General features: G+C 61.7%; 20 protein-coding genes. 1 reads left to right on the forward strand and 19 read right to left on the reverse strand.

Translation table 11 applies throughout. The features are described from left to right. Positions 1-120: 120 nt before the first annotated feature. The 7 genes from AC0CMF_RS23900 to AC0CMF_RS23930 all read right to left on the reverse strand — a co-directional run bounded on the left by AC0CMF_RS23900 (position 121) and on the right by AC0CMF_RS23930 (position 8,996). Positions 121-558, reverse strand: a complete 438-nt coding sequence (locus AC0CMF_RS23900; protein ID WP_097143027.1) for a hypothetical protein — start codon at positions 556-558, stop codon at positions 121-123. A 120-nt stretch (positions 559-678) separates the two neighbouring features. Then, positions 679-5,820 (reverse strand): DEAD/DEAH box helicase family protein, encoded by a 5,142-nt coding sequence (locus AC0CMF_RS23905; RefSeq protein ID WP_472482496.1) that lies wholly within the window; start codon positions 5,818-5,820, stop codon positions 679-681. Between the two features lie 105 nt (positions 5,821-5,925). Further along, positions 5,926-6,324, reverse strand: coding sequence for a DUF3085 domain-containing protein (locus AC0CMF_RS23910; protein WP_097143025.1), 399 nt, complete (start codon positions 6,322-6,324; stop codon positions 5,926-5,928). A gap of 11 nt (positions 6,325-6,335) precedes the next feature. Next, positions 6,336-6,938: a DUF1419 domain-containing protein gene (locus AC0CMF_RS23915; RefSeq protein WP_064334936.1), complete on the reverse strand. Its 603-nt coding sequence runs from the start codon at positions 6,936-6,938 to the stop codon at positions 6,336-6,338. 145 nt (positions 6,939-7,083) lie between these two features. After that, on the reverse strand, positions 7,084-8,043 hold the full coding sequence (locus AC0CMF_RS23920; RefSeq protein WP_097143024.1) for a DUF3991 and toprim domain-containing protein: 960 nt from the start codon (positions 8,041-8,043) through the stop codon (positions 7,084-7,086). Positions 8,044-8,262: 219 nt separating this feature from the next. After that, entirely contained in the window at positions 8,263-8,445 is a 183-nt protein-coding gene (locus tag AC0CMF_RS23925; protein WP_003501420.1) for a hypothetical protein, read from the reverse strand. Between the two features lie 284 nt (positions 8,446-8,729). Beyond that, positions 8,730-8,996: a hypothetical protein gene (locus AC0CMF_RS23930; RefSeq protein WP_245337580.1), complete on the reverse strand. Its 267-nt coding sequence runs from the start codon at positions 8,994-8,996 to the stop codon at positions 8,730-8,732. 256 nt (positions 8,997-9,252) lie between these two features. Between AC0CMF_RS23930 and AC0CMF_RS23935 the strand changes: the two genes are divergently transcribed. Next, positions 9,253-10,791: a Fic family protein gene (locus AC0CMF_RS23935; RefSeq protein WP_472482497.1), complete on the forward strand. Its 1,539-nt coding sequence runs from the start codon at positions 9,253-9,255 to the stop codon at positions 10,789-10,791. 333 nt (positions 10,792-11,124) lie between these two features. Here the strand turns inward: AC0CMF_RS23935 and trbI are convergent, their stop codons facing one another. Genes trbI through traI form a run of 12 tightly spaced genes read right to left on the reverse strand, consistent with a single transcriptional unit; the run spans position 11,125 to position 21,453 of the window. Then, a complete protein-coding gene (gene trbI / locus AC0CMF_RS23940; protein WP_472482498.1) occupies positions 11,125-12,438 on the reverse strand; it encodes an IncP-type conjugal transfer protein TrbI in 1,314 nt (437 codons plus the stop codon). Positions 12,439-12,449: 11 nt separating this feature from the next. Then, positions 12,450-12,923 carry a conjugal transfer protein TrbH gene (gene trbH, locus AC0CMF_RS23945; RefSeq protein WP_097142906.1) on the reverse strand — a complete coding sequence of 158 codons (474 nt, stop codon included), beginning with the start codon at positions 12,921-12,923 and terminating at the stop codon, positions 12,450-12,452. Further along, entirely contained in the window at positions 12,923-13,777 is an 855-nt protein-coding gene (gene trbG, locus AC0CMF_RS23950) for a P-type conjugative transfer protein TrbG (protein ID WP_097142907.1), read from the reverse strand. The genes trbH and trbG overlap by 1 nt, the downstream gene beginning before the upstream one ends. Positions 13,778-13,793: 16 nt before the next feature. Further along, the gene (locus AC0CMF_RS23955; RefSeq protein ID WP_097142908.1) at positions 13,794-14,471 is read right to left on the reverse strand and encodes a conjugal transfer protein TrbF; all 678 of its coding nucleotides are present in this window, start codon (positions 14,469-14,471) and stop codon (positions 13,794-13,796) included. 16 nt (positions 14,472-14,487) lie between these two features. Then, a complete protein-coding gene (gene trbL, locus AC0CMF_RS23960) occupies positions 14,488-15,684 on the reverse strand; it encodes a P-type conjugative transfer protein TrbL (protein WP_097142909.1) in 1,197 nt (398 codons plus the stop codon). Continuing rightward, entirely contained in the window at positions 15,678-15,908 is a 231-nt protein-coding gene (trbK, locus tag AC0CMF_RS23965; protein WP_097142910.1) for an entry exclusion protein TrbK, read from the reverse strand. Before trbK ends, trbL begins: the two co-directional genes overlap by 7 nt. Beyond that, entirely contained in the window at positions 15,905-16,714 is an 810-nt protein-coding gene (trbJ, locus tag AC0CMF_RS23970; RefSeq protein ID WP_097142911.1) for a P-type conjugative transfer protein TrbJ, read from the reverse strand. Before trbJ ends, trbK begins: the two co-directional genes overlap by 4 nt. Continuing rightward, positions 16,686-19,154, reverse strand: coding sequence for a conjugal transfer protein TrbE (locus tag AC0CMF_RS23975; RefSeq protein WP_097142912.1), 2,469 nt, complete (start codon positions 19,152-19,154; stop codon positions 16,686-16,688). The genes trbJ and AC0CMF_RS23975 overlap by 29 nt, the downstream gene beginning before the upstream one ends. Before the next feature lie 9 nt (positions 19,155-19,163). Beyond that, positions 19,164-19,463: a conjugal transfer protein TrbD gene (locus AC0CMF_RS23980; RefSeq protein WP_097142913.1), complete on the reverse strand. Its 300-nt coding sequence runs from the start codon at positions 19,461-19,463 to the stop codon at positions 19,164-19,166. After that, positions 19,456-19,860 (reverse strand): conjugal transfer pilin TrbC, encoded by a 405-nt coding sequence (gene trbC / locus AC0CMF_RS23985; protein ID WP_097142914.1) that lies wholly within the window; start codon positions 19,858-19,860, stop codon positions 19,456-19,458. The genes AC0CMF_RS23980 and trbC overlap by 8 nt, the downstream gene beginning before the upstream one ends. Further along, a complete protein-coding gene (gene trbB, locus AC0CMF_RS23990) occupies positions 19,850-20,821 on the reverse strand; it encodes a P-type conjugative transfer ATPase TrbB (RefSeq protein WP_064334923.1) in 972 nt (323 codons plus the stop codon). Before trbB ends, trbC begins: the two co-directional genes overlap by 11 nt. Then, on the reverse strand, positions 20,818-21,453 hold the full coding sequence (gene traI / locus AC0CMF_RS23995) for an acyl-homoserine-lactone synthase (protein ID WP_097142915.1): 636 nt from the start codon (positions 21,451-21,453) through the stop codon (positions 20,818-20,820). Before traI ends, trbB begins: the two co-directional genes overlap by 4 nt. Positions 21,454-21,715: the final 262 nt, after the last annotated feature.

Raw genomic sequence — 21,715 nt, forward strand, 5'->3', positions numbered from 1 at the left:
CACATACTGAAGGCGCAAAGCCGGGCTGAATTACCGGGCAGGCGGGATCGGCTTTATTGCTCAGGTGCAGGAAGACGTCGGAACCACTTGACCTTGCCTGTCTGCGTATCCGTATCACTGCTAGTGGGGTTTTATCAGCGATTGTTTCGCAGCCCATGTTTCATATTCCCGGAGGAAGTCCTCGACTACCGACCACTGCGGATATTTGCTCCGCAAGAGTTCATCGTGCTGGTCCACGCACGGTGACTCTCGCATAGCACTTTGCCGGAATGACTCGAGGGCGCTGTGGCGCATCAGGGCCAGGCATTCAGGCGACGACAGATCGCGTGGCAGATGTTCCAGCAAGCCGCTGACGATGATCACCCAATTGTTGACGACAAACGGACGACCAGCCTCTTCCACCTGAGCTGTGATCTCCTCCAACATCGACAGCAGCGCGACAAACCGCACGGGCCAGGCTTCGGCAAGGAATTGCGGCGCCATCATCTCGATCGTCCCGCGAATTTCCTCGGGTAGTGCGTCGCAGAAGCCGAGTTTCGAATATTCTATCCACGCCATTGACTGATCCTGGCATCCTTGACAGCAGATTTCCGCTCTCCGTTGAGGCGCTCCTGCGTTGCCCATCCTTATCCTTCGAGAGCGAGACAGGGCAAGGTCAGAAGCCACGTCAGAAACGTGCTAAGCGGCAATTTCCTCGGCCTCGGCATCACCGCGCGCAGACTTCGCCAGCGCCTCCTCGACCTCACGCAACTTCTGGCGCTTCTCAGCCAGTTCGTCGGCAAAGGCGAAGGTGCCACCCTGACGCGACTGGTAGGAGGAAAGCCGCCGCTGGTACTCATCCAACCTCAGGCGATAACGTTCCTGCTCCTCTTCGAACCCGCCGAGTGCATGCTCGAGGCGGGAGATGGCCCCAAGCGGCGTGACGGTCACCGGCAGATCGATCTCATAATCCGCGCCGGTGCGCTGAAGCAGGGTCTGGTAGTGGTAGTTGTCACCCCGGCCGAAGCGCTCGCCTTCATAGGTGATATCAAAGCCGCCGATCGACGCGATGTGAACCTCGCCCTCTTGTCCGAGCTGGACGAGGGTGAGGATCTCCTTCATCAACGCCCGACCGGCATCCTTCCGCTCCGTGTATGGCTTGCCCATCACGGTCATGGTGAAGGCATCGCCGGAGGTCGGAACCAGCCGTTCGATGTCCTGGCCGATTTCGCCGATACGGCGGTTTGCCGTCTCGATCTCACGCTCGGCATCGCGAAGCTGCCGGCGCACGGCGAACAGGTCGTCGTCATGGGCGGCGCGCAGGCGCTCAAGTCGGGCAATATCGGCTTCCAGGCCCGCTTTCTGCATCAGGCGCTCGTCACCACTGGCAATCGCCTTGGCCATGGCGAACTGGTTCGCCTGACCTTCGTTCAGATCTTCGAGCCGGCGGATGGAGGTATCGCCAGAGAGTGCCGCGGCGATGAACCGGGCCTTGCGCTCGTTCTGCTGCCACATCGTCGCGTCGAGGCTTCCCTGCGTGGCGTAAGCATAGATATCGACCTCGTCGTGCTGGTTGCCCTGACGCACGATGCGGCCCTCCCGCTGCTCGATCTGCGACGGCAACCACGGCACATCGAGATGATGCAGGGCCTTCAGGCGAAGCTGGGCGTTGACGCCGGTGCCCATCGTTTCGGAACTGCCGATCAGGAAGCGGACCTTGCCGGCGCGGACGTCGCCGAACAGGCGCTGCTTCGCCTCGGTCTTCTTGTAATCCTGCATGAAGGCGATTTCGGTCGCCGGCACGCCCATGCGGATCAATTCGTCGCGGATCCATCGATAAGCCGAGAAGCCACGGGTCTTCTCGACATTGATCGTGCCAAGATCGGAAAAGATCATCTGCGCGGCGCCGGGCAGGTCGTAGGCTTTGCCGTCCGGGCGCAGATAGCTGTTCTCCGAAGTTTCCTTCCAGATACGGAAGGCATTGCGGACGAGGAGATTGAGCTTGTTCTCCGCCTCGTCATCCATGGCCGGCATGACCAGGCGGAGGTCGATCGCGGCATGGCGGCCGTCGGTAATGACGGACAGCAGGATGTCGTCACCGGGCTGCACCGGCCCCTCGCGCATCTCGATCGCCTTGATGCGGGTTTCGAGGATCTGCTGGTAGGCTTTGAAGGCAGGCGTTGGCGCGGCGGTCAGGATTTGCCGCTTGCCCGTCGCGATCTCCGGCACCCTGACGTGCGCTTTAAGATCCTCCGGCATCACCACGTCGGCGAAGGCCCGAAACATAGCAATCAGTTCGGGGACGTTGACGAAACTGGCGAAGCGGCTGACCGGCTTGTATTTGCCGGATGGCTGAAGCTCCAGTTCGGTGCGTTCATCCCCGAAATTGCTCGCCCAGGCGTCGAACTCGTGAAGCCCGCGCTCACGCAAGGCCTCGTAGCCGAGCAGGCGCTGGATCGAAAACATCTCGCCGAGCGTGTTGGTGATCGGGGTGCCGGAGGCAAGCACGAGCGGCCGGCCCGGATTCTTCGTCTCGATGTAACGGGATTTCACATAGAGGTCCCAGGCCTTCTGCGAACCGTTTGGATCGATGCCCTTCAGCGTCGACATATTGGTTGCGAAGCTGAGTTTTCGGAACTCCTGCGCCTCGTCGACGACGATCTGGTCGACGCCGATTTCAGAGATGGTCAGAAGATCGTCCTTGCGGGTGGAGAGAGATTCCAGCCGCTCCTGCAAGGCCTCTTTCAGCCGCTCGAGCCGCTTGCGGGAGACCCGGTCCTCGTCTTCAACTTTGGTCAGCAGGTCCTCGTAGAGCTGCAGCTCGTCGTGGATCATCTGTTGTTCGAAGGCGGATGGCACGCCGATGAACCTGAACGCGGAGTGCGTGATGATGATCGCATCCCAGACAGCCGTCGCAGCCCGCGACAGGAAACGTTGACGCTTGTCTTTGGTGAAGTTGGTCTCATCGGCGACGAGGATGTTCGCCGAGGGATAGAGCGCCAGGAACTCGCGTGCCGCCTGTGCGAGGCAGTGGCCGGGAACGACCAGCATCGCCTTGGCGATCAGGCCCAACCTCCGCTGCTCCATGATGGCGGCTGCCATCGTCATCGTCTTGCCGGCACCCACGGCATGGGCGAGATAGGTGGAGCCGGAGGAGATGATCCGCCAGATGCCGCGTTTCTGATGCCCATAAAGAACGAAGGCGCCAGAGGCGCCGGGTAAATTCAGATGGGAGCCGTCGAATTTGCGCGGCGCGATGTTGTTGAAGCGGTCATTATAGACCCGCGCCAACCGGTCGGTGCGATCAGGGTCTGACCAGACCCAATTCTGGAACGCCTCCTTCATCCGCTGCAGCTTGTCGCGGGCCGCTTCCGTGTCGACGACATTCAGCACCCGGCGCTCGCCGTCGGCGTCCTTGAAGGTGTCGAAGATCTGCGGCACGCGGCTGTTCAGCGCATCTGCCAGAAGTTCGCCGGCATGGCGGCGGCTGGTGCCCCATTCGGAGGTGCCTGCGGCAGTGTAACCAAGCTGCCGGGCCTCGACCGTCCATGATCCAAGCTCCGGCATATGATGGATGCGGATGTCTGTCCCCATTATCTCCTTGACGAAGGCGACGACATCGGACGCCGGGATCCACGGCGCACCGAGGCGTGCGGTGATATCGGCCGGACGCAGATCGGCCGGCTGAACCTCCTGAAGTGCCGCGACATTACGCTCGAAAGCAGGATCCAGCGCAGCGGCGGCCTCCGCGGCCGCAAGCTTGGTGCGGACCGGGCCGGAGAGGTAGGCGTCGGACGTTTGCCACGAACCGTCGGTCGGATCGCGGAAGATGGCCTCGCCGAGGTCGGCGATCACCACCTCCGGATCGCGGTGCAGCAGCTCGGCGATGTGGTCGACATCGACGCGGCCGCGCTCGTTGAGCACGACCGCCAGTGCATCAGCGGCGCTGGTGATAACCGGCGCGGCAGGCGGCGAGATCACCCGTTCGGAAAAGATCGGCCCCGGTCTGGCCGTATCCGTTTCGAGGTCGTAGTCCTCGATGGAAGCGACCAGCCAGCAATCGGGATCGTCGAGGAAGGGCTGAAGGTTCGGTCGGCGGTGGCTTTCCCGGACCTCGCCGGTTTCCTCGTCCTCCGAGATCGAAACCGTCGTGTGGTTGATCGGACCGAAGTCGCGGACGAACGACGACCAGGCAATGCGCAGGCGGACCTGCATATCCCTCCAGGGATGGTCCTGCTCCTGCGCTTTCAGCACCTCGCGCACCGCATCCCTAACCGGGATCAGCTTGCTGATGATGCGGACGTGCTTTTCCGTCAGACCTTCGCCAGTGCGACCCTTGCGCACCTTGATCTGGACCGGCGAACCGTCGACCATCTGCATCAGGCCGTGCCTGGTGTCGATGAAGAAGCTGCCTTCACGAACCTTCTCGTTTCTGGGCCGAAGATCAACGATCTCCCCGAGCTCCTCCTCCAGGTCGATGTCGATCTTGGTCGGCTCGCCGTCGTAAAGGTCTTCCGGAAGGAGAGAGATGACGGCCTTCAGTGCCGTTTCGAGCTCGACGCCGGCGCGAGCGCGGCAGGTATAAGTCTCGCCGAAGGGGCCTGACGTCAGCGCGTGGGCGCCGAGCACGAAGCCGGGATGTTCGGCGAACCAGCGATTGACGCGGATAGCGCCTTCGTCCTCTGTCGCCGGACGTACTTCCTCCAGATCGAGCCACGACAGGTCGCCCTCCGGCTCGGCGACCTTGCGCTTGCGGAAAAACAGGATGTCGACCACGACGTTCGTACCGGCGTCCCGGCGGAAGCTGCCTTCGGGCAGGCGGATGGCCGCGATCAGGTCGGCGGACCTGGCGATATGCTCCCTGGCTGTCGCGTCGGCCTTGTCCATCGTGCCGGAACTGGTGACGAAGGCCGCAAAGGCGCCGGGCTTCAAAAGGTCGATCGACCGGGCAATGAAATAATCATGCAGCCTGAGACCAAGCGAGCGATATTGCCGGTCGGAGCGCACGGTGCGATCGGAAAACGGTGGATTGCCGATGGCGAGATCGTAGATCGGCGAGAGATCGGTTCGCGCGAAATCCCCTTCGATAATCCGCGCTTTCGGTTGAAGCAGCCGCACGATGCGCGCCGTGACCGGATCGAGCTCGACGCCGGTGACATAGCTGTTGTCGCGATACACCCTCGGCATCAGCGCCGGAAACAGGCCCGTGCCGATGCCCGGTTCCAGCACGCGACCACCGCGCCAGCCCAAGCGCAGCAATCCGGACCAGATCGCGCGAACGATGAGCTCCGGCGTGAAATGCGCATACTGCGTGCAACGCGACAGGCTGGAATAGTCGCTCTCCGAGACGGCACTTTCGAGCGAACGGGCGAGATCGTCCCAGCTGTCCCGAAACTCTACTTCACCCGGACGGCGAAACATGCCGTTGGCCAGCTCGGAGGCGCCGAAGCCGGTGAAGCGGATCAATCGCTTCTGATGCTCGCGCGTGACCGGAATGTTGTGCCGCTCGATCTCGTTCGCGGTCAAAATGGCCGCCACGTTCAATCTGGCGCGTTCCTTCCAGGACGCAGCAAGGCCGCGATCCTCGCCGACATCGAAATAGAAGTTTGCACGGTCGCCCTGCCGGCGTGGTGCTGACCTCTGGGGCAGCGCGATCGGCAGCGCCGGTGCGGGCGCCGGCGGCGTCGGATCGGGATCGTCGTCATTCGCAGGTTCGGGGGCCGTCTCGGGTGCAAAATCACCGAAGGCCGTGACGCCAAGGCCGAGCCCGGACGACAGGGCTGTATTCCCGAACATGTCGAGGGTGCCAGACGGATCAAGCGAAAATGGATCGTTGGACATGAAAATGCTCTCCTTGGAAAAGGGGCGAGCGCCATCGTTCCGCTGGAGATGAGCCTCTGGGCGGGGCGGTCGCGAAGTTGTTGGAAGGGTGCGGCAAACGCCGCGTCAGCGGCGGATCAGGCTGATGGATATGGACGCGTCGTCCATCACGATCTGCAGATGCGTCGCGTCGGGCTGAGCCGGGACGAGCTTTTCGAGTTCGACGGCGTCGATGAATTCGACCCCGTCATCGCCACCGAAATATCGTCGCTTGTAATGCCAGTAATCCGGATTGGTCTTCGGATCGCACTCCTCGGCATAGATGACGAGCGGACGCTGTCCCTCGGCGAGTTGCCCGTTCGAGAGAACATATACGCTCTCGTCACCGACCAGCCACAGGCCGGCTCTGGCCTCGGCTTCAGGGGATATTCCCTGATACGGAAGGCGAAATCCGCCGTTTGCGGCCGCGTCGGCCCGACCGCGGGCGAGCACAGCGCCGATGTCGGTGAGGGAGAAGGTGAACATGCCGCTCTCCCTCACGCTGCGATCGCGTCGGGCAGGTAACGCAGATGGACCGGCAGCTTCGCCGCGACCTCCGCGTCGGTCAGATCCTCCAGCACCTTGAGCGTGGTGCCGCCTGGTCTGGCGAAGAACATCACCGTGCGCTTGCCACGATCATCCTCTGGCCAACGCTCGCCGGCATAGCCGCGATAGTCGTCAGCCGTGCTGCTCCAGATGTGCTCCAGACGCTCCTCGCGCGTCATCGCCCGGACAGGACGGGATTCACGCTCGATGATCGCCGTGCGCATGCGCTGGGGCGAGCCCTTGTCGGCGAGGTCGCAATAACCGTGGAAGTGCCGGATTCGCCCGTCGATCGACAGCGTGAAAAAGATGCTGGTGATCGAGCCGGTGAGGAATTCGCGCATCGCGAACATCTCACCCCGCATCCAGAGGGGCGGCAGGATCTCGAACATGTAATCGTGGCAAGCCTCCCCGATCTCGAACCATTCGCCGCGATAAAGCGCACTGTCGTCGCACTCCCATCGGTTCGGGCGCTGCGCATGACGGTCGAACATGCGGAACATCTGGCGGCGATCGGCGATGCCCTGATAGACTTTACGGATGGGAGAGAGGTTCATGAGCGGGCTCCTTTCAGCCTCGTCGGGCTGAAGCGCGGCTCATCTTGGCGATGACTCCATCTTCTCTTCAGCCCTTCCTGACCCCTCCCCCGCGGCCGCCTCTCCGTCCGGTCGGGTCAAGGGCCGGCTTCAGCCGGGCGAAGCTTCACCCTTGACGCGGCCGGCGGGCATGCGGCAGGCCTCCCCTACCCACCCTTCTTTCCTTTTCTTCTCCTTTTCTCTCCTGCAATGCGTCGTTCCAGTCCTCAGCCGGCGGCGTCAGGCGGAACCAGTCGCAGCCGGCATCTTCTGCGATGTCGCGCAGGCGGCCGGCAAAGGCCTCGCCCTGACTGTTGGCATCCGTGGCGGCGACGAGCTGCGCGCCGGGGCGCGCGGCGAGCACGCGAACCGCGGCTTCTGTCGTCGGCGACCATCCCCCGCCTGTGCTGAGATAGAGGCTTCCCTCTCGCATTCCTTCGAACGCGGCCAGGCTCATGGCGTCGATCGCCGCCTCGGTGACGCAGAGGCGTGAGGCGTCGAGGGCGCCGAACCGGAACAGAACCTTTGACCCTCCTGTCGAGAAGCCACGCCAGTCGGGGCCGCGCTCCTCCCAGCCGGTGACGCCGCCATCGGCATCAACATGGGCGGCCCACATGCTGCCGTAGGGACCTTCCCGCAGCACATCGCTTTGGAGGGCGGCACGGATGATGGTCTCCGGCAGGCAGCGTTCAGCACGCAGATAGCGCCACGTCATCGACCCTCGCCAAGGCTTGCGGCGTTTTGCCCACCGCTCGGGGATGGTCGCGGCCGGAACGGGATCTCGAGCTTTTCGGGTCCACACCGGCTCTTTGGCGACAAAATCGACCAATGCGGCGACCTGGTCGAGCGCTTCGACGAAGGACACTCCTTCGAGATGCGCGGCGAGACTGAAGACGTCGCCTTTCGCGTCGGACAGGGGATCGAACCAACCCCGCCCGTCATGGATGACGATGACGATTTCCGCACCGCGCCGATATTTGACCGCCTTGCGGGTGCTCTCCTTCACGTCGACCGCAAAGCCGGACTGCTCCAACACGACGCCGCAGAGAACACGGTCCCGCAAGTCTTCCAGTTCTTTTTTCTCCATGCTTTCTGTCGGCGCTCGCACGTCCGCCCTTCTTGTCCGTTTCCTTTCTCCCCGCAGTTTGCGGGACCCCTTTCCGGCGGCCCGCGAAGAGCAAAGGGGGCAAGGGCGCGGCCGGCAAGGTGCAGATCTGCACCTTGCCGAGCTGGCCGTGCCAGCCGCGGCGAAGCTTCCCTTGCCGCCTGCCGCTCGCAAGCGGCACCTAAAAAGGGGAAAGCCGGCTCAATGAGCCGGCCCGTATTCGAAGGGATCGAATTCGGCGATGGTCTCGACCTCGCCGTCATCGAGTTCGTCGCTCGGGAGAACGCCAAACTCGTTTCCGGACCTGAAGAGCGTGACCGGGACCATCAGAGTGCGGGCAAGTGCGAATGCGTGGCGTTGAGCGAGTGCAAGATCCTGTGCCATGTGAGAAACCTCCGTCCGGAGCGGGCCGATCCCGCTCGATGGCTCCTCGAAGGACCGGGGACGGTCGCGATCACCGCGAAGGCGAAGCCGAGCGGCGGCAGCTTGCTAGCCGACCCTCAACGGGTTGATCGACGGAGATCCGGACCTGGTCCAGGACGCCATCCATAAAGAGCGGGGTTGGTTTGCTTCGGAGGGCCAGGCGGTTTTTCCGGCACAGATCTTTCACCGGTTCCGCAGCGACAGCCACGACCCGGCGTTCTTTCCATCACGCGCCATGCAGGTGTTTAGCGGCGACCGGCGCTTTCCTGATCGGCAATCGCCTTGACGACCTCGAAGTCCATCTCGGCATGCGGTTCGATGCGGGCGACTTCGCTGGCAACCTTGGCCCAATGCCAGTATTCACCGACATTACCTTGCGCTCGGCTGCGGGCGGCTCTTCGCTGCGCCTCGTAATAGGCACCAACCGGGTCCGTTGCGGCAAGCCGCCTAGCATCTGCCCGCCAACGGCGGCGGATAGCTCGCCGATGTTCGATCCTGCCGTAAGAATCCAATCACCACCAACTCACCTTTGCATCTTGATGCAGGCTGCTTAGCTCGACACGAAATGCTGTGATGAGTCACGACACCAAAGACGTGTTATGACTCATCATCAAAAACGTTTATTAAATCATCACCTTGAACGTGTATTGAGTCGACGTTCAAAACGCGCATATAAACGACATCAAAAACGTGCAATGATGCAGGCATTGCCTTATGAGACGCGGCATTGTGAGTTTGCGCAAGAACACCGAGGTCGTGAGAACCAAAATGGCTACACCAAATGAAAAGTTGGCTGACGCCCTGCAAGCCCTCAAAACATTGCAGGATGGCGGGCGTCGAATATTCAAGTCCGACGAGTTCAGCCGACTACACCGAGAGCGCCTTACACGGAGCGGATTTCTCCAAGAAGTCATCCGCGGATGGCAAATGTCAACGGGACCCCAGTCCCAAGACGGCGACACAACCCTTTGGTACGCTTCATTCTGGGAGTTCTGCTCCCTCTACTGCAACGACCGCTTTGGACGGGAATGGCATCTGTCACCGGAACAATCGATGCTACTCCACGCAGAAGCAACTGCGATTCCGCCCCAGGTGATTGTCAACAGCCCAAAGGCAATGGGCAACAATTTATCACTGCTTTTTGGCACATCCATCTACGATCTCAAGACCAAGCAAATGCCACCGCGCGAGGATCTTGTCGAGAAAAACGGATTGAGGTTCTATACTGCGGACGCCGCCCTGGTAAAAGTTGCTGAAGCGTTTTTCAAAAGATCACCTATCGAAGCCCAGATCGTGCTGAACTCCATGCGCGATGTGCCGGGTGTCCTCGGTCGATTACTCGACGGAGGGCATTCGGCCGTGGCAGGCCGTCTGGCCGGGGCGTTTCGGCGCATAGGAAAAGGCGAGTTCGCCGACGATATCTTGAAAACGATGAAAGGCGCGATGTACGACGTTAGAGAGACCGACCCGTTCGATCAAAACCAGCGAGTATCCACCTTAGCTGTCGGTGGATCTCCCATTGTGGCGCGTCTCAATGCTATATGGGAAAGCCAGCGTCAGGCGGTCCTCGATGTTTTTCCTGCTGCACCCGGACTTCCCTCGGACACCGTCGCTTTCATGAAATCGGTCGAGGACATATACAAGAACGACGCATACCATTCACTTTCGATCGAAGGGTACAGCGTTACTCCGGAACTCATTGATCGCGTGCGCGCTGGTACGTGGGATCCGGATGTGGATCAGCAGGATAGGCAAAACCGGGACGCCCTGGCAGCACGCGGTTATTGGCAGGCATTTCAGAGCGTGAAGGAATCTGTTGCGGAGATTCTCCGCGGTGCACCGGCTGGAGCCGTTATCCGTAAGCAACATAGGGATTGGTACCGCGAACTGTTCGGTCCCTCCGTAGCCGCAGGTATCCTGAAACCCAGCGCCCTCGCGGGCTATCGAAACCACCCTGTATATCTCCGCGGATCATGGCATGTACCACCGCGTTCCGAAGCAGTTCCGGATGGAATGGAGACCCTGTTCGATCTACTGGAGAAGGAAAGCGAGCCGGCGGTTAGGGCAGTCCTTGGCCATTGGTTGATAGGCTATGTTCATCCCTATCCTGACGGCAACGGACGGATGGCGCGCTTCCTGATGAATGCCATGTTCGCCTCGGGTGGTTTTCCATGGGCAGTGGTTAGGGTTGAGGATCGGTCAACTTATTTGGCCGGCCTCGAACAGGCGAGCGTCCATATGAACGTCAAACCGTTCGCGGAATTCATCGCCGAGCGCACCTCTTGGTCGATGAGTAAGCAACTCTAAAATCATCGATCGCCTTGACAGGATTCGAACCACCGACCCGTTCGCCCGCCCCTAAAATCAGCGAACGCTTCGGCTCTTGATTTACTGATTGTCGATAGGTGATCCTTGAGCGCAGCGTTTGGGACGTTTTGCTCGACCCAACGGTTTTGTGAAGACGCTAATCAGGTCGTTTTCAGCGGCGACGCTGGCCGTGGAGCGGGTCGGCTAAAGCGTCCAGCCGCTTGCCGAGGCGCGGCGCATTTTGATAGTCGCCGTGAATGTCTGAACTCGCATAAGGGAACGGTCCTTCCACTTCCGGCCATGGACCACGCACGGCTTGCCGACCGTCGAAGTCTAGGTTCGGTATGTCCCTGGGAATATGATGTCCTGATCTACAAGAACGTTGAACCTGTAGCCGGGCCGAATCTTCAGTGTTGGCTGGACATTGAAATTGCGACTGATTGTTTGCTCCGCGAAGCGACCGAAGCTCTCCGCGAAATTCCGCCTTGCCGCATCTGATGCCGTATCCTGCGTGGCAAGCGTCGAACTTTCGGGTATTGACGCATCGATCCCGGTTCCAATCAGCGCGATCAGCGCCGCTGAGCCGAACGTCCTCCAATAATGGTTGTTCACCTTGTCGTGGAAGCCACCGTACCCTTGCGTGTCCGTGCCCGCCATCCCGCCAATCTGTAGCGTGGATCCATCAGGGAAGATGATATCGGTCCAGACGACGAGAACGCGACTTTGCCCGAACGACACCTTGCTGTCGTAGCGCCCGAAGAGCTTCGCTCCTTGCGGGATCAGCAGGCGATGCCCTGTAGCGCTATCGTAGACATTCTGACTTACCTGGGCTGTGATGCGACCGGGAAGGTCCGAATTGATGCCTGATATGAGCGTCGCCGGAATGACCGAACCGCGCTTGAGTTCATACGGTGATTGCTGAGGCACGACCCGATTGGGGAGATATCCGAGTTCTTTGAGATCGGCGTTGAAAAAGTCCTCCTTGGAGGACTGTCCGTTCGGATCGACATTCTGCCCCCCGAGCCCGGCCCGCAACGCGGCGGCATATAGATCCGAGGTGGCGTCGGTGGTCGTCGATGACGCAGCGTTCGTAGTCGTTCTTGCCGAGTTTGTCTCGTCTGCCCTCGCCTCCAGCTTGCTACGGTCAATCGCGAGCGGCGCGTCATAGGCCGCGTCATTCGCCTGCAATCGAGCCATCCGCTGGCGATGGCGCTCGCGCAGGTATTGCTCCCTCTGCTCGCGCTCGAGGCGGGCGCGCCAGACCGCTTCGTTTTCCAACTCCTGCCCGCGCTGCTGTTCCTGGTTTTGTCCCGGCTGCGGCGTGAAGGGATTGTTCGCCTTCTCGTCCTGTCTTGTCTCGACGGGTGTCGGCTGGAACGTGGTCTGTTGCTGCGGCTCGCCGATGATGCCGTCCGTCACGCCGCGCTTGATCTGGTCGGCGAAGGTCGAGGCCGGATTGCCCGAGCTCGTTTCGGGACCGCTGTCCTTTCCGAAGTAGAGACCACGGGAGGAAAGCCCGTAGAAAATCACGCCCAGGAAAGCGATGACCAGCACGATCACCACTATAGTCGGCAGGCGATTGATCCGCTTGATGCCTGATTCCGCCTCAGCATTTGTTGTGCCACCGAGTTGCAAGGATTGGACCATGATGCTTCCCTTCAGCCACGTCGCATCAGCGAGAGTGCGCTCGCAGGCGCAGCACCGCTGGCAGTCACGGTGTAGGCGCGGCCAAGTTCGACATTATCGGTCGAAAGACGCGCCAGCACTTGTCCGTCGAAGGGCACGATCATATAGGCGAGTGGGATGATCTTCGTGCCGTCGTCCGTCTTCTGGTCCGTTACGACGCCATAACCCCAGCCTTTCAGCGCCGCCTCCAGAGCCTGCCCGAAGGGTGAAGTATCTGCCTTCAGCGCAACGGTCGCCTTGCCAGGGCCGATCTGCTCGGCAAGCCGGCTGACCATATCGCCGGCGATGGCGCTTGCCGCCGGGCCGGAGATTTCCGCCGGTGCGTTGCTGGCGACGAGACCGTTAGTCCCCAACGACTGGCATCCGGAAAGGAGTATGGTGAGGGCGAAGGCTGTGGCAAGGGTGCGGATGGGGCGCAAGAGGAGATTGTCGGCAAAGGTTCGCATCACTGCCCTCCCCTTCTGATCGTCACCTTCTCCTGTTTCCAGCCGACGCCGGAGACGAGCACCGCGCGATCGACATGATAATCGACCACCATCATGTCGCCCTTCATCCGGTAGTTGACGATGCGGTTCTGGCCGCCAGATGTAACGAAGAGAACCGGTGCATCCTGGCCGGAAATCGAGCGCGGGAACTGGATGTAGGTTTTCAGGCCATCGGAGTAGACCCGTGTCGGCCGCCAGCCGGCCCTGCCTGAGACCGAATAGGAGAAGTTGAGCTGCTCGGCCGGAACGCCGGCGCCGGGTATGGTGCTCGCCTCGAGGCGGGCATTGATGTCGGCGAGTTTCGCCGAAACGTCTTCCGGATATTCGAAGCCGACGCGGGCCATATATTGGCTCGAATGCGATTTGAGCTGGATATGATACGTCCGCCGTGATGTCGTCACCACCATCGAGGTGAGGAGACCGGGCTCAGACGGCTTGACGATCAAGTGGATCGCCTGGCCGCCCGCCGCCCCTGATGTGGCAGGTTCGATCTTCCACCGCACAGTGTCGCCAACGAGTACGTCGCGAACGACCTCGCCTCCCTGAAGCTCGATGTCGCACACCTGCAGAGGTGAGCAGACGACCGACGGCTGAACCTCGCCGTAAAGAAAGATCACCTTGCCGTCGGCGCCCTTGGTCACGAGACCACGCGATCCGCGCCACTGGCCGGAGATGCTCACGCCCTTCGCCTCATTGGCTGTGACGCCATCGGCCGCAACTGCATCGAGATGTGCAAGGGCGGAGAACGCCAGCGCCGCCGATATGATGGCGCCGGCAGTCAGCATGGCCGAATAATTCTCAAATCGGATATTCATGTTCGGGCCATGCCTTTCAAAGCTGCGCAGTCCAGTCGAAGTCCCTGACATAGAGACCGATGGGGTTGAGACGGATGACGCCCTCGTCCTGCGGTGGCGTGAGGGTCACGGTTGCGATGCCGCGGAAGCGGCGGGTGGCCGTCTCCTTGCCGCGGCGGTCGCGCTCGAATTCGGTCCAGTCAACCTGATAGGACTGGTTCGATAGAGCGACGATGTTGTTGACCTCGACCGCCACCGTCGCAGTCTTCGCTTTCTCGAAGGGCGAATTGGAACGGAACCAGGCATTGACCTTCTCTGTTGCAGGGTCCGAGGTCCTGAGTAGCGCATACGTCCGGTCGATATATTGCTTCTGCACCACCGCATCCGGCGTCACGCTCCGGAAATTCGAGACGAAGCTGCCGAGCGTGGCGCGCACCACACGCGGGTCGGCATATTCGATCTGCTGCGGGAAGCCGGCATTGGAGGCCGTTCCGAGCTTGTCGACCTCGACGATATAGGGAACGAGCTTCACCTGCGTGCTTTGATAAAGTGCGTAAGTGAAGCCGATCACCGCCATGGTCATGCCCGTGATGCCGACGATGCGCCAGGCCGCGGCCGCCTTCACATAGGAGCCATAGCGCTCGTTCCATTCGTTGCGCGCAGCGAGATAAGGATTGGCGATATGGGGAATATTTGGCGGATTGCGTCCGGCCATGGGGATAAACCTCCAGCTACTTGTTCTCGTTGATGGGTGGGGGCGGAGGTGGCGATGTTGGTCGGCCCGGCTGACGCGCCTGGTCGAGCTTGGCGTTGGCAAGCCCGAGCAGTGACCCGGCATAGGCACCGGGAGACGCGATCGCCTTATCCTTGGCTGCCGATCCGGCAGCCCATCCAGCGCTTCCAATACCGGACGCCATGCCGCGCAGTGCTGCACCCGCCATCGACGAGCCCCCTGCCCGCGCCGAACTCGCTGTCTGCGCCCCTTTCGTTGCAGCACTCGCACCGAGGAAAGCGCCGCCGGCTGCAAAGGTCGCTGCCTGGCCGCCGTGGCGGATCGCTTCCATGCCGCCGGCTATGGAGGCGCCCTGGACCACGCCCTGCAGGATCGGCGGCACATACATGGCGATGACGAAGACCACCACCGAGATGCCGGCGATCGCAAGCGTGGTGATGAACTGCTCGGAGGTGGCCGTCGGCGCCTCGGCGAGCCCCAGCAGGATGTCGGAGCCGATCTTGGCGATCATTACCAGCGCCATCAGTTTCATGCCGACGGAGAAGGCATAGACAAGATATTTGACCGCAAAATCCTTGGTGAAGGACGAGCCGCCGAGACCGAGCATGATCATGCCGGCGAGCAGGCCGACATACATCTCGACCATGACGGCGACGAAAATCGCGGCAACCAGTGAGAAGGAGACGACGACCACGACCATGGCGAAGACCGCGGCGATCGCCAGTGCATTGTCTTCCCACAAACCGAACTTCGCCTGTTCGGACATTTTTGTCGCGACCCGAATGCCGGCATCAAAAATGTTTGCCGGTGAGGCCGAGCCGCCGCCGGCGCCGATCTGGTAGAGGCTATCGACCACGGCTTTCGCGAAGGACGGACCCTGGTCGAGGATGAAGGCGAAGAGGCCGATGAACATGATCCGCCGGACGAGCTCGGCGAACCAGCTGTCAAGTGACGCGGCGTTGATCGCCAGCCAAACCGCGGCGACCCCGACCTCGATGCCAGCCAGGATCCAGAACAGCGAACGCGCCGCGTTCATCACTGTCGTCTCCCAGCCCTTGGCGGCCGTGACGACGGAATTTTCCAGTGTGGTTAGAACCGATCCCTGTTGGGCAAGCGCCGGTGTCGAAACCAACAGGATGAGACCGATCGAAATGAACACGAGCTCCAGCTTTCGGGAGGGGTGGACGATTACCATCGCGGCTTCATCTCCTGGCCACCGCGGATGTCGCGGTCCGGATCGCCACTGAAGAACTTTTCCCGGTGTTCGCGGCGCTCTGCCTCGGAGGCAGGTGGCGTCGATACCGCGCTCGATCCTGACACGGGCACTGGACGCGACTGGACCACGTTCCAGGTGACGATGCCGGCGCCGAGTGCGGCGATGCCCGCCAATACGAGGATGATAATCAGACGCGGGCTCACCAGCGGGGCTCCATCGTCTGGCCGCTGCGGATGTCACGCTCGGTCCCGCTGAAGAACTGCTCCCGCCGCGCCTGCGCCAGGTCCTTCTGTGCCTGCTCGGACTGGAACCACGTGCCCATCATGGTCATCTGCTGGGACACGAGGCCTCGCAACTTCTGCATCTGCGCAACCTGTTGGGCGGCGATCTGGTGTCCGACCTGCAGCGCCTTCATCTGGCCGTCCGCCGATTCTGACATCGAGCGCAGCGACGACATTGTGCTCTCTTCGCTCGAGAACTGGTCGGCCGTCAGGTTCGCCGCCTTCAGCGCTCCGGCGATCGTGTCACGATTGGTGTCGGACCAATTATGGTAGGTCGTGGAGAAGCTCGCCCCGTCCGGCAGATTGCTCTTCATCTCCGAGAAACTCTGGAAACGCTGCTTCAGCACGTCATCGATATTGCCCATCGAGAAGGCGACGCCCTGTCCTTGCGCGACGACGTCCTGCAGGCTCTTCAGGTCGCTTTCGACCTGGCCCCAGATGTGGTTCGGAAGCTGCGCCGTGTTCTGCAGGAGATTGTTGTAGATGTTGAGCTGGTTCTGGATCTGCTCGGCAAGCTGGGAGATCTGGGTGATCTGGTTGTTCACCTGTTCCGCTGATTTGCCGACCAGCGAGACTAGCTCGGCATTGTTGGCGAGCTGTGTCCACTCGGTCGCCTGCCCGGTGACGCCGCCGGCCTGAGCGGGGACTGGTAGAGTCGTGGAGAGCATAATAGCCGCCATAAAGGTGGCGCACGCCACCTTACTTGGCCGGGAAGAGTGTTTCGGCATGGGCGATCCCCCTTTGCTGGAGCCAAGGACAAGGCCATGTGGCCCCGTGTTCGGAATGCAGGGCGCGGATGCGCTTCAGATCTTCCTTGCCGGATGCCCCGACAAAGGAGAGCGCGACGGGGCCGAGCGCCATGTCGAAGAGTCTGCGGCCCTCGGGCGAGACGACGTAGTATTCGCGCTTTGGAAGCGCCGTCGCGACGATCTCGATCTGCCGTTCGTTGAAGCCGATGCGCTCATAGAACTCTCGCGTGCCGGGCTCGCGGGCAGCTCCATTCGGCAGGCAGATTTTTGTCGGGCAGGATTCCTTCAGTACGTCGATGATGCCCGAGCGCTCCGCATCTGAGATCGACTGGGTGGCGAGCACGACGGCGCAGTTCGCCTTGCGCAGGACCTTCAGCCACTCACGAATCTTGTCGCGGAAAACCGGATGGCCGAGCATCAGCCAGGCCTCGTCGAGGATGATCAGGCTGGGTGCACCGGTCAGACGTTTCTCGATGCGACGGAACAGGTAGGTCAGCACCGGCACGAGATTGCGCTCGCCCATGTTCATCAGTTCCTCGATCTCGAAGCACTGGAACGCACCGAGCGCCAGTCCGTCTTCCTCGGCATCGAGAAGCTGGCCCATCGGACCGTCCACGGTGTAGTGGTGCAGAGCGTCCTTGATCTCGCGCATCTGGACGCCGGATACAAAATCGGAGAGCGACCGGCCGCGCGATTCCGCCATCAGCCCGATCTGCCTGGAGATGGCGTTGCGATAGTCCGGCGTGAGGGTCACACCCTGCAGCGCCACCAGGATCTCGATCCATTCCGACGCCCAGGCGCGGTCGCCATCGGTCGAAAGTTCGGCGAGCGGGCAGAAGGCGAGTCCCCTCCCCTCGCCTTCCGCTGAAGAAGCGAAATCGCCGCCGATCTGGTAGTGATCGCCATTGAGCCCCAGCGTCAGCGGCAGCATTGAGCCGCCCTTGTCGAAGGCGAAGACCTGCGCGTCTGCGTAGCGCCGGAACTGCGCGGCGATCAGTGCCAGCAAGGTGGATTTGCCTGAGCCGGTCGGCCCGAAGATCAGCGTGTGCCCGACATCATTGACATGCAGGTTCAGCCGGAACGGTGTCGAGCCCGAGGCAACCTGCATCAGCGGCGGCGAGCCAGGCGGATAGAAGGGGCAAGGCGCCGTTGGGCTTCCCGACCAGACGCTATTGAGCGGGATAAGATCGGCGAGATTGCGCGTATTGATCAGCGGCTCGCGGATGTTGGCATAGGAAACGCCCGGCAGGCTGCCGAAAAAGGCATCGGTCGCATTCAGCGTTTCGATCCGTGCACCGAAACCTTCCGCCTGGATCAGCCGGCGGACCGCCTCGCACTTCTCCTGGAGGCGAGACTGGTCCTCGTCGAAGAGGACGATCACGGGCGTGTAATAGCCATAGGCGACGAGCTGGGATGAGGCTTCGGCGATCGCGTCCTCGGTCTCGGCCACCATCAACACGGCGTCCTGATCGACTGAGCGCGACTGGGTCTGAAACAGCTGGTCGAAGAAAGGTCTGACTTTCTGCTGCCATTTCTTGCGGGTGCGTTCGAGCCTTGCCCTTGCCTCCTCGGCATCGAGGAAGATGAAACGCGATGACCAGCGATAGGTGAGCGGCATCAGGTCGAGGCTGTTGAGGATCCCCGGCCAGCTCTCGGCCGGCAGGCCATCGATCGCCACGACGCCGAGAAAACGGTTCTCGACGAGCGGTGTCAGCCCGTGCTGCAACTCGGCCGTCACCAGCCAGTCGAGATACATCGGGATGTCCGGAAGACGGACCGGGTGGTTCTCGCCGGTAATGCAAAAGCGGATGAACTGGAAGAGCTCGTCATAGCGAGCGACCCGGAAGCCGCCGCGTTGTTCGGTCTCGCGCGTCATCATCCGGCGGACCGACACGACATTGGCGAGATATTGTTCGACCTCGCGGATCGAGGTCAGAAACGTCTCCAATGCCTTGTCGGCATAGGTGGCGGAGCGGCTGGCTGGATCCGAATAGATATAGCGGGTCAGCCCCGCGCGCCGCGGCTCCGGCGGCCGCCAGGTCAGGATCAGTGCGTGCCGGCTCTCGAAATGCCCCCTCTCCTTCTGGAAATGCGCCCGCCGTTCGGCGTCGATCGCCCGCGTGACCGGATCGGGGAAGTGGCAATCGGTATCGACCGGATAATCATCCGTCGGCACGCGAACCGCCTCGACCTGAATCATCCATCCGGAGCCGAGCCGAGACAGGATCGCGTTGATCTGCCGCGACACCTCGTTGCGTTCGGCGTCGGTCGAGCTCTCGCTGTCCGGTCCGGCGAAATACCAGCCGGCCATCAGCGAACCGTCCTTGAGCAGGATCACGCCGTTGTCGACCAGGCCGGCATAGGGCACGAGATCGGCAAAGGACGGCCCAGAATGGCGAAAGGTTTTGAGGGCAACCATCGAAAACCCTCAGAACTTGCGCCAGGGCGACGACGTCGCGCGATAGAACGCCTTGTAAGAGATGTGGCGGATATAGACCCGTCGCATCAGCGGATCGGCTTTCGCCATCATGCGCAACGCCCCGACTGCAATCAGCCAGATCGCGATGCCGAACAGCGCCGCATACCAGGTCAGCACGACGAAGATCAGGATGACGGCGGCAAGCGCCGTGAGCAGCACGAGCTCGCGGTCGGCACCCATCAGCAGGTTCGGACGCGACAGCGCCCGATGCACACGCGAGCGGGAGAGGTTCGAACCGGCATCAGCCATGCGCCCCCTCCCCTTCCGGGCGATCCATTGGCGTCGGCTCGGTGATGTGAGACGCCGATCGCGCTTCGGCCTCGCCGATGCTGGCGCCGGTCGCGCCGAAGAGGGCGACGATCTGCGTGGCGCCCAACAGAACCCCACCGACGAGGGCGACGTAGCAAAGCCTTCTCGCGAAATCATTCAGTTCGCCACCGAAGATCAGCATGCCGCCGGCGATGGCAACGGCTGCCAGGGCAATAAAGCCGGCGACGGGTCCGGTGATCGATTGCTGGATCTGCTGCAGCGGCGACTCCCATGGCAGGCCGCCGCCGCCCGAGGAGGCCAGTGCCGGTTCTGCGAGGGTTAAAGCGATGGTGGCGAGGCCTAGGGTGGCGAGATTTATCCTTGTCTCATGCGGCATGGCTGTCCTCATCAATCTGGGCGTAGTGTTCGGTCCGGTAGCGGGCATTGCTGAACCCCTCGACATGGATCACGTCCCGGACCCGTCTGCCCTTGCCCGTGCGCTCGATGGAAACGACCAGATCGACGGCCTCGCCGATCACCTCCTGCATCGGCTGCTGGCTCGCTTCCGCCGTCAGCTGCTCCAGCCGGCGGAGTGCTGACATCGCCGTATTGGAATGGATCGTGGTGACGCCTCCGGGATGGCCGGTGTTCCAGGCCTTGAGCAGCGTCAGTGCCGCGCCGTCCCGGACCTCGCCGACGATGATGCGGTCGGGTCTGAGACGCATTGTGCTTTTCAGCAGCCGGGCCATATCGACCGTGTCGGTGGTGTGAAGCGACACGGCATTTTCTGCCGAGCACCGGATCTCGGCGGTGTCTTCCAGGATGACCATGCGATCGTCGGGGGCTGTTGCGACAATCTCGGCGATAACGGCATTGGCAAGCGTCGTCTTTCCCGACCCGGTTCCGCCTGAGATGACGATGTTCATGCGCGAGGCGATCGCGCTTCGCAAAACCGAGGCCTGCGCTTCGGTCATCACCTTCGATGTCACGTAGTCGTCCAGCGGAATGAGCCGCGATGCTCGCCGCCGGATGGTAAACGCTGGCGCCGATACCACGGGCGGCAGCAACCCCTCGAACCTGTGACCACCGATCGGTAGTTCGCCTGAAATGATCGGCCGTTCATCGTCTGCTTCCGATTGCAGCGCATGGGCGACGCTGCCGATGACGATTTCGGCCGTGGCAGCGCTCATGGCGCCGGCCGGGGCGACCCCGTGCCCCAACCGTTCGATGAATAGCTTTCCGTCGGGATTGAGCATGATCTCGACGACCGTCGCGTCGTCGAGTGCGATGCAGAGCTGGTCGCCGAGGGCGTCCTGGAGTTTGCGCACGAGGCGGGGATGGGAGCGGAGTTGGGTCACGCGGCGCTCCTGAAGAGGCCGGAACCGTTGCGCACGATTGCCGAGCGGTATCCTGGCGGGCAGACCTGTTCGAAGCTGGCGCGATCAGCCGGCAGACTGCCCGCGACGGCGACGGTGTTCCCGATCGCAACCGGATTGCCGAGGCGGTGCATTGGCCAGCCCGCACGCTTCAGGATCCGTTCAAAACGAAGATCGGTCGCGGTGACGATCTCGCTGTAACCGTTCGCCATCGACCATTCGATGATGCCGGCGAACATGGTGAGCGTGACGTGATGGAGGCTACCTCTCCTCCCCGCTTGAAGCGACGTGTCGACGCAGAAGCGTGAGCTCTCGACCATTGCGGCATGGGGGTCGAGCGAACCGCGCTCCAGCAGTTGCGCGAATGTCTGCTCCAGCATCGTCGGGCCAGATGCAGGCAGCAGGCGCGCGCAGCCGACGACTTTCTGGTCGGTTGAGATCGTCAGAATGTAGGTTGGGTGGAGATCATCGTACTGATCCCGCTCTCCCTGGTCCGTAATCGTGACATCCCATTCCAGGCGGTCGCCAAACACGGCGGCCCTAAGACGGTGCATCTGGTTCAGGTAGTTGCGGTTGCTTGCGTAGTGGTTGGCCGAGACGCTCAGAATCTGCATTGTGATCTCCGCATGAACTGGTCAGGCGAAGGGAAATCATCTCGTGTTGCGTGTGGCTATGTGCAGATTTGCACCCAGTGATTCTACCGAATCGGCGCTATACGTCTCAAACGCCGGTTGGGAACCGGGTTCTAGGATGTTGATAAGAGGTGCAGATCTGCATTTCGCGTTCAGTGGTGCCGGCGGACAAAGCCGGGCTAACATGCGGAAGTCTTTGGATGAATCGATATTCTGTCAGCCCCTCCGGCAGTCCCGTTAACTA

The organism is Pannonibacter sp. CBAS1226 (assembly GCF_055685825.1).